This window comes from Arcicella sp. BE140 (genome assembly GCF_031456255.1).
GTDB lineage: Bacteria > Bacteroidota > Bacteroidia > Cytophagales > Spirosomataceae > Arcicella > Arcicella aquatica.
The window spans coordinates 145,191-158,799 of record NZ_JAVDUE010000003.1; the positions used below are offsets into that span (position 1 = coordinate 145,191).

Sequence of the window (13,609 nt, forward strand, 5' to 3'; positions counted from 1 at the left end):
ATGTAATGGAAAAATAGCAATAAAAGAAGAAAAGGTAAATGCGCTATCTTAATCTGTTATTGTAATTTATTCTCCTTGTAAATTTACACCACATTTTCAGACTGCTTTATCAAGTGTAATAGCTGTATTAGTTGTCGTCTAAGAAGGAAAAGGACAGTTTTTGTCAATTGATAAAACGGATGGAAATGTTATGCTAACAAGCAGGAAAAAGGCTTTTTGATACTAAAACTGGCTTGAGAGGGGTACGTATATGTATATGGGTACTTATCTTTGATGGTGATAATTACGAGCATACAGCGAGATAAATAAGCTGCCTTCTTTTATAAAGAAAACCCCGATTATCCTTCGCCAAACATCAATCTGTGTCATATATAAATTTCCTGTATTTATGGGGAAATAGTACACCCGATTTTAGGAAAAGACATATAATGGCTACAAAATTATTTAACGAGTTTATGGATGTCCCATTTACCACAGAATTAACATCATATATATTGATGTGTGTTAAAGGGATAAAATGTTTAAAAGAAAAGACTCAACATGTTATCAAAAAATGAAAAAGCTTTGTTAACTTCAATAATAACTCTAATTGTTAATAACATACCAAAATCACAGAATATGATATGTCACATCAATATTAGCCTAAAAGGACAGTCGGGAGTATCGGGTACCGAGTATAAGTCGTGATGCCACCAAAATTACTACAGACCTTGTTTTATCGATTAATTGAAAACAGGATTTTGACGAATTATTACTCATTAAAATAGTATTATTTATTAAACCCTTATGCTAAGATAATTTTAAAAGCTTTAGATAATAGGTTAGTTATATTCTGCCTTTGTCATTAAAATTGGGTCTTTCTACCTCTGATATCATTACCTATGATAAAAACTATTCCATACCGCCACATGGATGCGTATTTCTTGTTGAAAACGCATATAAATAAAGCTATTCTTATCATTGCGTCATTATTGTTATTGACGAGTTCTGTCGTTGCACAAAAGGCTACTTTCGAATTTTTTAGCACTGATAACGGACTTGCTGGAAACCACACTTCTTCAGTAACACAAGATGACCAAGGTTTTATTTGGTTTATAAATGATGGGAAAATCCACCGCTATGATGGATATAATTTTTTAATCTATCCAACTCCTGATGTATTAACAGCCAAACAGGAGTATATATCAGGGTTGACTTTGTACCAAGATTCTTTATTATTTGTGTGGAGTGAACACCATCATTTTTTATTTAATCCCAAAAAAGAGCATTGGCAACCTATCAATCTAAAAGTAAAGAATACCCCAGGAGGTAGGCTTAGATTTTGGCCAATTGATGGGCAAAATACTAGGCTAATGACCAAAGTAAATGTGGGTTCTGAGCGAGCTTGGCCGTGTAAAATGGACAAATCGGATGCTATTGGGGGCACACAATATCCTGACTTGTTAAGTGACTATTATTGGCGTAATGTTAACGATTATGATTATTCTTTAGCATATGTAGACACAGTGTATCAAGTAAATAAAGCTGGTAAAATCACTACAGTAACGCCATTAGATAATATATGTAAGTATTGTGGTGATATGTGGTTTCAACCTTATATGAAGGGGTCGGTAGCTCTTTTATCAAATACGCTTTTTTATCAATTGGATAAAAGTAAAAATAAATTTTTACCACACCCTGTCAATCGACTACTGAAGCCTAACAAAATTAATATAAGGAGATTTATTACAGAAAAAAATGGTAGTATATGGGCATGCGGTTACGACAGAAGTCTTATTTATTACGATGCTCGTGCAGATAAGCTATACAATTTTCATGAAGAACTAAAACGATTGTTGCCGAATAATAACGACTTTTTAGGATTGTTTCAAGATAATACGGGAATAGTATGGGTAGAAACCAGACTGGGCTTGCTAAAAGTAAGACCGTGGCCAAATCCTTTTGATACTTATTTCAGTGGTATGAATAATATTAATGCTAATTATAGTTTTCGTGGATTGACAGAAGATGCACAAGGCATGATGTACGGCGTATATTATACTGGAATCGCCAAATTTGACCCTATAAAAAAACAAACACTACGAACATATTCATTCCCTGGTACTGTAAAGTTGTATGATTTATATACCGATGGAGATATCATCTGGCTTAATGGCTTTCAAGCATTAGAACCGAATTCTGGCAAAATAATAGAAGTTCCGAGCCCATTTAAGGAAAAAACATTTCAGGATAACGGTTTTTTTACTAAAGACAAATACGGAACGCTTTGGTGGGTAACGCATTACACATTATATCGTTTGAATAAAGCGAATAATCAAATAAAGTGGGAGAAAGAATTTGACTTACCCGACAAGTTATTAAATGCAACTGAAGCTTTGCAGGCAGGTATGAAAAGCGGAAAAATATGGCTGAGTTTTAAAGGTAGATTATTACAGTATGACCCCAAAACGAAAGTACAATACTGGTATGATCCTAAGACTTGGAGATTGCCTATATCTCGTATATTGGCAATTGAGGAGGACGGTAAAGGCAATCTTTGGTTAGGTACAGATGCTGGCTTAGTATGGGTAAATCCGTTTAATGGCTCTCGCCATCAATATACTATTTCTGAGGGTTTACCCAATAATTTTATCAGTGGGATGTTGATGGAAGGAGATTCGTGCTTGTGGCTAAGTACTAACCATGGGCTATCTCGTTTTCATTTACCCACCAAAGTTTTCAATAATTTTCTAGAGGAGGATGGACTAACTTTTAACGAATTTAATCGTAAGTCATTTTTCAAAGCTAAAAATGGTCGGATGTTTTTCGGTGGAATGCGCGGGGTGAATGCCTTTTTTCCAAAAGATTTGATGCAATCTTATATCACCAGAGTAGATAGAAACCATAAGGCAAAGCTTGTACTTACTGCTTTAGAATATACAGATGAAAAACGGGATACAGTACTGAGGAGAACTTCATTCGCTAGTCAGCCAGAAATACATTTCAATGATTGGGATTGGTCTTATACCTTTGAATATACACTTACTGACTATGACAACCCCAAAGAAGTATTTTATAGTTATAAGATTGATGGTTATAAAGACAGTTGGTCATCTCCTTCCAAATTCAATTTTACCCATTTTAATAGCTTGCCTAGCGGAGAATATACTTTAAGGGTAAAAGCACGAGACAGCAGAGGACGGTGGCGCTCAAACGAAATGGCGGTAAAAATAATAGTCTATCCACCTTGGTGGGCATCTTGGTGGGCATATACTATCTATATTATCCTGTTTTCGGCTTTTTGCTTAGTGATGTATAATATTTTGAAAAAGAGATTGATTCTGCAAAATGAGCTGAAGATGAAACAACAGGAAGCCCAACGGCTGAAAGAACTTGATTTGTTCAAAAACCGTCTTTATACCAATCTCACCCATGAATTCAGAACACCACTGACTGTAATTCTGGGTATGGTAGATCAAATTCGAAATCAACCCGAGAAATATCTTGAAGAAGGGGCGCGACTTATCCAAACCAATGGTGAAAACCTGCTTAGACTCATCAACCAGTTGCTCGATTTATCTAAGCTTTCTGACAACTCATTTCAGTTATATTTCCAACAGGCAGATATCGTTTCTTATTTACGCTATCTCACCGACTCTTTCCAAGCCTATGCCAACAGCCAGAATTTATCGTTGCGATTTTTCAGTACTTTGAACATACTGGTAATGGATTATGACGAAGAGCAGATAAAACAAATATTGACGAATCTTATTTCTAACGCAATTAAATTTACACCGTCAGGAGGAGAAATTACGATTAGATTAAAGCAAGAAGATAATAGGTTGAGTATCGAAGTACAAGATACAGGTATAGGAATCGCTAAAAAAGAACTGGCATATATATTCGAGCGTTTCTATCAAATAGATAATTCACATACGAGACAACGAGAGGGAACTGGCATCGGTTTGGCACATGCCCATGAGATGATTAAGCTGATGAATGGGGAAGTCTTTGTAGAGAGCGAATTGGGAAAAGGGTCTACGTTTATCGTTAAATTACCCATCACCAACAAAGCACCTATTGTAGTGAGCCCTCCGAAATTAGAAAAACATATTTCTTCTGTGAATTTTATTAACCGTGAAAGTATTACCTCTATATCCTCGTCGGTAATTGATAATTCCTTGCCCCATCTTCTTATTATCGAAGACAATGCCGATTTGGTTACTTTTCTTAAAACTTGTCTGTACGGATTATACCAATTGGATGTAGCGTATAATGGTATAGTTGGCATTGAAAAAGCCATAGAACATACTCCAGATATTATCATCAGTGATGTGATGATGCCTGGAAAAGACGGTTATCAGGTATGTGAAACCTTAAAAAGTGATCAACGTACAAGCCACATTCCAATAATTCTGCTAACCGCTAAAATGGATACTGATTCTAAAATAACTGGACTAAAGCATGGTGCAGATGTTTATATGGCCAAGCCTTTTAATAAGGAGGAGTTGGTCGTACAACTGGAAATGTTAGTGCAAAAACAAAAGCGTTTACAGGCATATTTCTCTCAAAATAACCCTATAGCCAAAGTCATTAATACTGATATTGTTACAGAAGACTTACCAGAGGAAATTTATGAATTGGAACATACTTTTGTTAAAAAGGTGACATCAATTGTACAAGAAAATTTTTCAAATGAGAATTTTGGACTATCTCAACTCTGCCAAGAAATAGGTATGAGTCGCTCACAACTGTTTCGAAAAATGAAGACTTTGATGGGCGTTTCTCCTTCTGACTTTATACGTTCTTATCGACTAGCCCAAGCCAAAATTATGCTAGAGACTAGTAGTTTCAATATCTCAGAAGTAGCTTGGAAAACTGGTTATAAAAATGCTGGACATTTTTCTACTTCGTTTCAGGAAGAGTTTGGGTTTTCTCCAAGTGCAATGAATAAGTGATTGATTATTAGTGGATAAAAAAAAGGTATAGCATTGTTGTATACAATAATGCTATACCTTTTTTTATCTGATGCAACCAATAGAAACATATTTGCAACCAATCGAAAATCCTATGGGTAACTTATTTCATACTTTTGTAAGTACTAGGGACATAATTAAGTAACGATTACCTAACCAATAATTGAATGAAGAAATTATTTTGAGATTCTGCTTAAGTATTTCAAAACGTAGATAATTATTTATAAGCAGAGCATCAATAATAGTTCAAAATCCCTACCTGATAAAGTAGAATCTTATTTAGTTTAGTTGTTATACCATTATTCAAAATCAATCTAATAATAACTCTATAATTAATATGTTTACTCCATATTCAATCGCCATAGTAGATGATAATTCTCTCGTCCGAACATTAGTGAGTGCGGAACTAAGAAAACACAAATGTAATATTTCTTTCCAAGCCGAGAATGGGGAAGAATGTATTAGTAAAATCAAGCAAAGTAATTATTTGCCTGATATGATAATTCTTGATATTGAAATGCCAAAAATGGATGGCTTCACCACGGCTCATATCGTAAGAAGGAACTGGCCTTCGATAAAAATAATTGCGATGTCTACTTTGGAGGATGAAACCTCCATCAATCGAATATTAGAAGCAGGGGCAGATTGCTTTTTATCCAAAGCAAGTAATATAAAAACTGACTTAGTCGGTCTGATTCAATATATGCTCACTTTAAATAGTTATGGTGATAGTAATAAAAATTTGAAACCATTAGTCCATCATGGTTTTAATAAGCTAAGCTTTCCGATGTTTAAACAACATTGTATTTAAAATCAGTTTCTGTCATACACTACCTCTCAAGTTTATTGCATGCATTTAAGTAATCCACAGAATATCCTCAACTCATCAATATTATATCTGCTTACAGGCATAAGTGTGATAATGTCGGGCACCATCGGGCTACTAGAATGGATATTGGGCATTAGTATCGTTGAAATACTAATGCCACAGTATATCACATCAGCGTTCGGAACCGTACTGTTTACTGTTTTATTTGTTTTGCTAGGAGTGTTAGTGATTCGGAAAACGTTACAGGAAAGTGAGCAAAAAAAAGTAGTAGCAGAGCAAACAACCCTAGAATTGAATAAACGGATTGAAGAAATGGTGTTACACCAATCACCAGATATTCAATATTCCCATGAGTTGTTTGTTAAATTGTTTGAATCTAATCCAACAGGTATAGTTATCAGCAAATTTGAGAATGGCGAATATATAAATGTTAATCAGGCCGTATTGGATATGTTTAAATATACGCACGAAGAAATGATAGGGCATACAGCCACTGAGTTGTCAATACTAGATATTCCGACGAGGCAAAAACTGATTAACTTATTAAATCAACAAGGACGTATCCTCAATACCGACATAACGCTAAGAAATAAAGATGGAATGCCCAGACATTGTATTTTCTCAATGGAAAAATTAATAATGGGTAATGAACAATACCTGATGTCGTTCATTTATGATATTACAGACAGGAAAATCATTGAGAATAATTTAGTAGAGGCACACCAAAAACTGGAAATATTAACTAAAAAGTTAATAAAACAGAATCAGCAATTGCGTGCTTTTGCACATATTACTTCACACAACCTACGAGCCCCAGTTAGTAATTTGAATCTATTGTTGCAATTCTATAAAGAAAGCACTACTGTAGAAGACAAAGATGAGCTAGTAGGAAATTTAGATACTGTAGTCGATAATCTCACGGATACGCTTGATGAATTATTAAAAACAATTAGTGTGCAAGAAGACACCACAAAAGAACGAATGGAATTAAGTTTCGAAGATGTCTTTGCTTCTGTAGAAGGTATGTTAAAAGAGCAATTAGCGGAAAGCAAAGCCATTGTCAGTACCGATTTTTATAAGGCGCCTATTATTAGCTATCCTAGAGTTTATCTGGAAAGCATTTTGTTTAATCTATTATCTAATGCTCTTAAATACAGCTCGCCTGACCGTGTTCCTGAGATACGATTGAAAACAGAAAATAATCATGGAGAAATAATCTTAAAAGTAGAGGATAATGGGCTTGGAATAGACTTAGCTAAACACAGAAGAAACATATTTGGGATGCACAAGACCTTCCATCGCCACAAGCAGGCCAGAGGTATGGGTTTGTTTATGACTAAAACACAAGTAGAAGCTATGGGAGGAGAAATCACCATAGAAAGTGTAGTTAATGAAGGTTCTATTTTCACCATAATTTTTAATAGTACAGCGCAATGAAAAAGTTATTAAGCCTATGTTTTATTGACGATGACCCTATCTATCAATATATGATTAAGCGGATGATTAATAAAGATTATCAGGTAAATAAAATGTGGAATTTTCTTAATGGAGAAGAAGCAATCAATTATTTTGCTAGCCATTATATGGAGATGGAGAATATTCCAGATATTATTTTTTTAGATATCAACATGCCGCTCGTAGATGGATGGCTGTTTTTAGAAGAATTTAGCACTATCAAACCACAGATTAATAAACCTGTTACTATTTACATAGTTACGTCTTCTACAGATCCCGAAGACATTCAACAGGCTAATAATATTAAAGAAGTTGCTGGTTATCTGGTCAAACCTTTTGATTCAGCCAAACTAAAAGAGATACTTGATAACCATGAAGAATCTTAACAGAGAGATTCTATATCAAATAAAAGAGGGTTCTTACATGTTACTGTAAAAACCCTCTTTAAAATGTACCGGGGACGGGAATCGAACCCGTACGAACTTGCGTTCACAGGATTTTAAGTCCTGCGTGTCTACCAGTTCCACCACCCTGGCATGAAATTAAAGTATTACCCTAACTTCTTAAACTTAAAAAGCACCTTACGGTGCTTCGATAAGCTGAGCGAAAGACGAGGTTCGAACTCGCGACCTCAACCTTGGCAAGGTTGCGCTCTACCAGCTGAGCTACTTTCGCTTATAATTCCGTTGAATTGTGGTGCAAAATTATGCCTTATAAATCACCTGTGCAAGCTTTTTATGAAAAAAAATAACAAAAAATTTTCAAAAAGTTTATAAATCGCTGATTATGTTTGGATTAAGTCCTAAACTTTTTTTTAGGTTTTTATGCATCTGAATGCATTATAGGGCATAAAACTAAGAAGTGAATTATTATTAGGGTAATTTATCCTACTTCAATTGTTATAAACTGTTCAACATAACTTTTTCTGCCCTCTTATTTTATCAACTATTATAAACAAAAAGAGTAATTACCATTTCTGACAATTACTCTTTTAAAAACAAAACCTGACCAATCAATTATATTTATTCGATAACTACTCTTTTTGCAGTGCCGTCTTCACCTTGTGTTACGGTTACAAAGAGTGTTCCTTTCGTGTTTTTCTTTAATTCTACTTGTCCCATGAAGTCTCCTTGGAAATCCTTAAATTTCTGCGTACCTACTTCTTTACCATTTACATCTGTCACGATTACGTTGACATCACCTTTTTCAGGTGTGTAAAATTTAAGATTCAGCTTGTTGTCAAAAGGCTTGTTAGGATATATTTTTAATGCTTTTACTGTTTTTGATTCATTGAATGGTTCAAAATCTTTAAAGTCATTATCAATTTTAAAATTGAATTCCTTCATGGCAGGTTTTAATGAACCTATCAGCTTGTCATGGTCTAAATTCTTGAAATCGAAATTAAATGCATGTACATCATTATCATTGAAGTTTTTATCAAGGCGTTTTCCATCTTTATAGATTTCGATGCGTTTAGAGTTTCTTGGCATCTGTATAGCTCTATCACTATTTCTATCTACTTTAATTCTAATCTGTTTTCTGGTATGATTGCCCGATGCCGAAAATAATGAATCTGTAATGTTATTGATTAAGTTCTCTTTTTCTTCAGCATTCAAACCTTCAGCATTATAAGTACGGTCGAATACTTGTTTTTGTCCGTTTTCTGTAGTTTCTACATGGATTTTGATTTTCCCATCTTTTTCTTCAATATTTTGCGAAGTACTTTTTTGAGCCATTGCTGTTATACTTACAGCAAATAAGATGGCTGTCCCGAAAATTTTGATGTTCTTTTGCATAGTGAATGTTGGGTTTTGATTAAAAAAACATTTAAAATTTATATAAAACAAACTTAATCAACCTATTCTATATCAAACCTTTAAACTTTGTTAAAAGATGTTAAACGAAATAAATTGCATAAGATTTAGTTTAATTTTGTTGCTCTGAAACAGACACACTAAAAATGAAAATGTTGCAAAGTCAATTTTCGAGTATATTTTTTTTGCATGAAAATTATTTGAAACTAATTTAGGTGTAGTAAAAAGAGTATGATTAATGCTAATTATTAAGAATGACTAAGCGAAAAATACAATATATTATTGCTTTGATGGCTTTTGCACTGTTAGGTTTAATCGCCTTTCAAATGTATTGGTTGGGTTTTACGGTTCGCTCCAAAAATGATCAGTTTGGAAGTGATGTTAGAGACGCCATGCAACAAGTGGTGCGGAAGCTTGGCAAACAAGAATTCTATTACTTTGTCCAAAGGAAAGTAGAGGCAGAAGAAAAACAAAAGCAACTGTTGGCGATAGCAAAGCCTGTAGAAGAAAAGGTACAGGAAGCACCTAAACAGAAAGTGCCTGCACAAACCACTCCTAACCAATCAACAATTGGGTTGGATAAAGTAGCACGTACACCTTTCCCTTCAGATATTCTGGTATCAAAGGGGACGGAGATTTTGCCAAATGGAGAGATTAGAGAATATCAGGAATTTTCAATGAATATTGATATTCAAGATTTTCAGAATCGATTGAATGAACATAAGCAATTAGACGAGATTTTTTCGGAGGCACTTCAGCAACATCAGAATAGTTTACAGAAACAAGATTCTATGCGAAAGGCTGATTTGCTAGCAGCAAAAAGGAAAAAACTTGTAAAAAAACATGTTGACAAAATTATTGAGCCATTAAAAACCGAAGATAAGGTAATGAACAAAGCCGAAATGGCTAAGGAGGTTTTTAATGATTTTCTGTTCAAAAAAAGGAGTATTTATGACAGAATCAATTATATGGTATTGGATTCTCTGTTGAAATATGAAATAAAAATGAAGGGGATAGAAATCCCTTTTGAATATGGTATCAGCAGTCAGGAAGAACCAAACTATTTGCATTATGCTTCTTCGATGAAATACAAAATGACGGGCTTGAAAAACGATAAGGATACGTATACTGTTAATTTGTTCCCGAACGATTATGCCAATTCTGAAAATTATTTAAGAGTATATTTCCCTAATCAAGACCGTTATATTATCCGCAACATCTGGGTGATGTATGCTACTTCCTTGCTGTTGATTTTGGTAGTATTAAGTTGTTTTTATGTAGCTGTTAGCACGATTGTCAAACAAAAGCAATTAGCAGACATTAAAAATGATTTTATCAATAACATGACTCACGAGTTTAAAACGCCAATTTCTACCATTTCATTGGCTACTCAGATGCTCCAAGACGAAGCTGTAGCGGCTAGTCCATCTATGTTTAAGCGATATTTAGGGATTATTCGCGACGAAAACAAAAGGCTAGGCTCACAAGTTGAGAAAGTATTGCAAACTGCACAAATGGAAAGAGGGGACGTACAATTGAAGCTAAAAACGGTAGATGTGCATGAAATTATTGAGAAAGTATTAGAAAATATTAGTCCGCAGATTGAACTTCGAGAAGGTACGATTGATTTAGATTTACAGGCTGAAAAGACAGAAATTGAAGCGGATGAAGTACATTTGACTAATATTATCTTTAACCTATTGGATAATGCCAATAAGTATTCACCCGAAAAGCCTGAAATTACCATCGTTACTCAAAATACTGAAAAGGGAATATCAATTATCATAAAAGATAAGGGTATTGGAATGAGCAAAGAGTCGATAAAGAATATTTTTGAAAAATTCTATCGCGTTCCTACTGGTAATTTACATGATGTAAAAGGTTTTGGCTTAGGCTTGAGCTATGTGAAAAAGATGGTAGAGGAACATCATGGACGTATAAATGTAGTGAGTAGATTTGGTGAAGGAAGTGAATTTGAAGTGATTTTGCCAATAAGAGTGTTGTAATAAAGTATTATGTACTGATGATAGTATTGTTTTTATTTTGATAGCTCACCGCAAGGAAATTTATAAGTATTTCCCTTGAAAACATGTAGATAATCTCCATTATTGAAAGATGTATTGCTATGAATAGCGATATCGAAACACCAACAAATTAAAGATTAAAATCAATTTAACTGAAATGACAAAGATTCTCCTCGCCGAAGACGACCCCAATTTAGGTACATTGCTACAAGAATATTTAACGATAAAAGGCTATGAAACCATTTTGGCTAAAGATGGTGACGAAGCCCTGACAAAGTTTGTACAGCAAGATTATGACCTTTGTATTTTTGATGTAATGATGCCTAAAAAAGACGGTTTTACGTTGGCTAAAGAAGTTAGAATGTCTGATAAAGATACGCCTATCATTTTCTTGACGGCCAAAGCGATGAAGGAAGATACTTTGCAAGGCTTTAAGCTAGGAGCAGATGATTATATGACCAAACCTTTTTCGATGGAAGAATTGCTGGCGCGTTTGCAAGCAGTTTTACGAAGAAGTCAGAAGTTAGAGTTACAAAATGAAAAAATATCTCACTTTACAATCAGAGGTTTTGCTTTTGATACTGAAAAGCAAGTCTTAGAAAGAAATGGTGAATCTCAGAAATTAACGGCAAAAGAATCTGCTTTGCTGAAACTATTATGTGAAAACATGGGAAAACCCGTTAGTAGAAGTTTTGCCTTGAAAATGGTTTGGGGAGATGACACATACTTCAATGCCCGAAGCATGGATGTATATATTACCAAATTAAGAAAATTCTTGAAGGAAGAACCTGAAATTCAGATTTTGAATCTTCACGGAGAAGGCTTTAAATTAATGGTATAAAATTAATAAGTTGTTAGGCTTAAAGTACTGTATATCAATTTTAAGCCAATATGGTAGACAACTCACAACTCATCACTCAAAACTAAATGGATATAGTTCTCTTGATTGGTTCAATAATATGCCTTTTTGTAGGTTTGGCGGGTGCGGTTTTACCTCTACCAGGACCACCACTCAGCTTGATAGGCTTATTTATGTTGCATTATTCCAAATATGTAGATTTTGATAAGAAAACACTGACTTTCTTTACCTTAGTTACTATTGCTATCAGTATTTTCGATTATTATGCACCTATTTGGGGAACAAAAAAGTTTGGTGGAACTAAGTATGGTGCTTGGGGTTCAACGATTGGCTTACTGGTAGGTTTGTTTGTTATTCCAGGCTTTGGCTTATTCATTGGCGCTTTTGTGGGAGCATTTTTAGGTGAAATCCTTGGGAAAGCAGCTCCTGAAAAAGCCCTAAAAGCGGCTCTTGGCTCATTTTTAGGGCTTATTGCTGGTATGGTAGGAAAAGTGATTCTTTGTTTGGCAATGTTGATTTTGGCCATTATGGCTATTGCCGAATATTTTATGATTATGCTGTAACTTCCTCTTTTACTACTGGCGGTTTTTTTCCTGCCAATTGTCCACAAGCAGCATCAATATCTTTTCCTCTTGAGCGACGCACGTTTACTACCATGTTTTTACTTTCTAAAAACTGAGCAAATTTGGATAATGTCTGTGGGTCGGTATTGGTATAATTAGCCTCTGCAATGGGATTATATTCAATAATATTGATTTTACAAGGAAACTGTCTGGCAAACTCCCAAAGCTCTTTAGCATCTTGTAAACTATCATTAAAGCGATAGAAAAGAATGTATTCTAGCGTAATTCTACTACCTGTTTTCTTGTAAAAATGCAATAAAGAATCCTTCAACGCTTCTAATGTGTTCGATTCGTTGATGGGCATAATCTCGTTACGCTTTACATCGTTGGCAGCATGAAGTGAAAGCGCTAAATTGAATTTTACTTCATCATCGCCCAATTTAGTAATCATCTTTGCAATCCCAGCCGTTGAAACCGTAATGCGTTTTGGAGACATTCCTAGACCTTCTGGCGAAGTAATATAGTTGATTGATGACAATACATTGGCATAATTCAGCAAAGGTTCGCCCATACCCATGTACACAATATTGGTAAGAGGAGTTTGATAATGAGATTCTGCTTGGTCACGAATCAATACTACTTGGTCATAAATTTCCGCAGGGTCAAGGTTACGTTTCCTGTCCATGTAACCCGTAGCACAGAATTTACAGGTCAACGAACAGCCAACTTGTGAGGAAACACAGGCCGTCATCCTATCGTCAGCAGGAATCAATACCCCTTCTACTAAATTATGGTCGAATAATTCAAAAGATGATTTGATAGTTCTGTCTGAACTTACTTGTTTTTCGGATACTTTAACCGCTCTGATTTCAAAGTTATTTTCTAACAGTTCACGCGTTTTCTTAGAAAGGTTAGTCATTTCTTCGAAAGTCAGCACTGATTTTTTCCAAAGCCACTCATAAATTTGTTTAGCCCTGAATGCTTGTTCGCCATGCTCAGTCAAGAAATCTTTGATTTGAGCGAGCGATAGTTTACGTATATCTTTTTTGGTGATTTTTACTGTTTCCATGTATTTGGTAATCTTAGCTTTCAAGTGTCAAGTAAGATTAT

General features: G+C 34.7%; 9 protein-coding genes and 2 tRNA genes. 7 read left to right on the top strand and 4 right to left on the bottom strand.

The window, feature by feature from the left end:
- Positions 1–881: 881 nt before the first annotated feature.
- The 4 genes from J2Y60_RS06510 (at position 882) to J2Y60_RS06525 (ending at position 7,625) form a co-directional block, all read left to right on the top strand.
- Complete coding sequence (locus tag J2Y60_RS06510; RefSeq protein WP_309915040.1) at positions 882–4,937, top strand: ATP-binding protein; 4,056 nt, start codon at positions 882–884, stop codon at positions 4,935–4,937.
- 355 nt (positions 4,938–5,292) lie between these two features.
- A complete protein-coding gene (locus tag J2Y60_RS06515) occupies positions 5,293–5,766 on the top strand; it encodes a response regulator (RefSeq protein WP_309915043.1) in 474 nt (157 codons plus the stop codon).
- A gap of 111 nt (positions 5,767–5,877) precedes the next feature.
- On the top strand, positions 5,878–7,221 hold the full coding sequence (locus J2Y60_RS06520) for a PAS domain-containing sensor histidine kinase (protein WP_309994571.1): 1,344 nt from the start codon (positions 5,878–5,880) through the stop codon (positions 7,219–7,221).
- Complete coding sequence (locus J2Y60_RS06525) at positions 7,218–7,625, top strand: response regulator (protein ID WP_309915049.1); 408 nt, start codon at positions 7,218–7,220, stop codon at positions 7,623–7,625. The genes J2Y60_RS06520 and J2Y60_RS06525 overlap by 4 nt, the downstream gene beginning before the upstream one ends.
- 66 nt (positions 7,626–7,691) lie before the next feature.
- On the opposite strand, the gene J2Y60_RS06530 is transcribed toward J2Y60_RS06525, so the two are convergent.
- The 3 genes from J2Y60_RS06530 to J2Y60_RS06540 all read right to left on the bottom strand — a co-directional run bounded on the left by J2Y60_RS06530 (position 7,692) and on the right by J2Y60_RS06540 (position 9,035).
- Positions 7,692–7,775, bottom strand: a tRNA-Leu gene (locus J2Y60_RS06530).
- A 66-nt stretch (positions 7,776–7,841) separates the two neighbouring features.
- A tRNA-Gly gene (locus J2Y60_RS06535) sits at positions 7,842–7,914 on the bottom strand.
- A 347-nt stretch (positions 7,915–8,261) separates the two neighbouring features.
- A complete protein-coding gene (locus J2Y60_RS06540) occupies positions 8,262–9,035 on the bottom strand; it encodes a T9SS type A sorting domain-containing protein (RefSeq protein ID WP_309915053.1) in 774 nt (257 codons plus the stop codon).
- A 272-nt stretch (positions 9,036–9,307) separates the two neighbouring features.
- Here J2Y60_RS06540 and J2Y60_RS06545 point away from each other — a divergent pair, with 272 nt between their 5' ends.
- The 3 genes from J2Y60_RS06545 (at position 9,308) to J2Y60_RS06555 (ending at position 12,499) form a co-directional block, all read left to right on the top strand.
- Positions 9,308–11,059 carry a HAMP domain-containing sensor histidine kinase gene (locus J2Y60_RS06545; RefSeq protein WP_309915057.1) on the top strand — a complete coding sequence of 584 codons (1,752 nt, stop codon included), beginning with the start codon at positions 9,308–9,310 and terminating at the stop codon, positions 11,057–11,059.
- Positions 11,060–11,234: 175 nt separating this feature from the next.
- Positions 11,235–11,918 carry a response regulator transcription factor gene (locus J2Y60_RS06550; protein WP_309915060.1) on the top strand — a complete coding sequence of 228 codons (684 nt, stop codon included), beginning with the start codon at positions 11,235–11,237 and terminating at the stop codon, positions 11,916–11,918.
- Positions 11,919–12,004: 86 nt separating this feature from the next.
- A complete protein-coding gene (locus J2Y60_RS06555; RefSeq protein WP_309915063.1) occupies positions 12,005–12,499 on the top strand; it encodes a DUF456 domain-containing protein in 495 nt (164 codons plus the stop codon).
- On the opposite strand, the gene rlmN is transcribed toward J2Y60_RS06555, so the two are convergent.
- Positions 12,489–13,568 carry a 23S rRNA (adenine(2503)-C(2))-methyltransferase RlmN gene (gene rlmN / locus J2Y60_RS06560; protein ID WP_309915066.1) on the bottom strand — a complete coding sequence of 360 codons (1,080 nt, stop codon included), beginning with the start codon at positions 13,566–13,568 and terminating at the stop codon, positions 12,489–12,491. The genes J2Y60_RS06555 and rlmN overlap by 11 nt on opposite strands.
- Positions 13,569–13,609 lie beyond the last annotated feature (41 nt).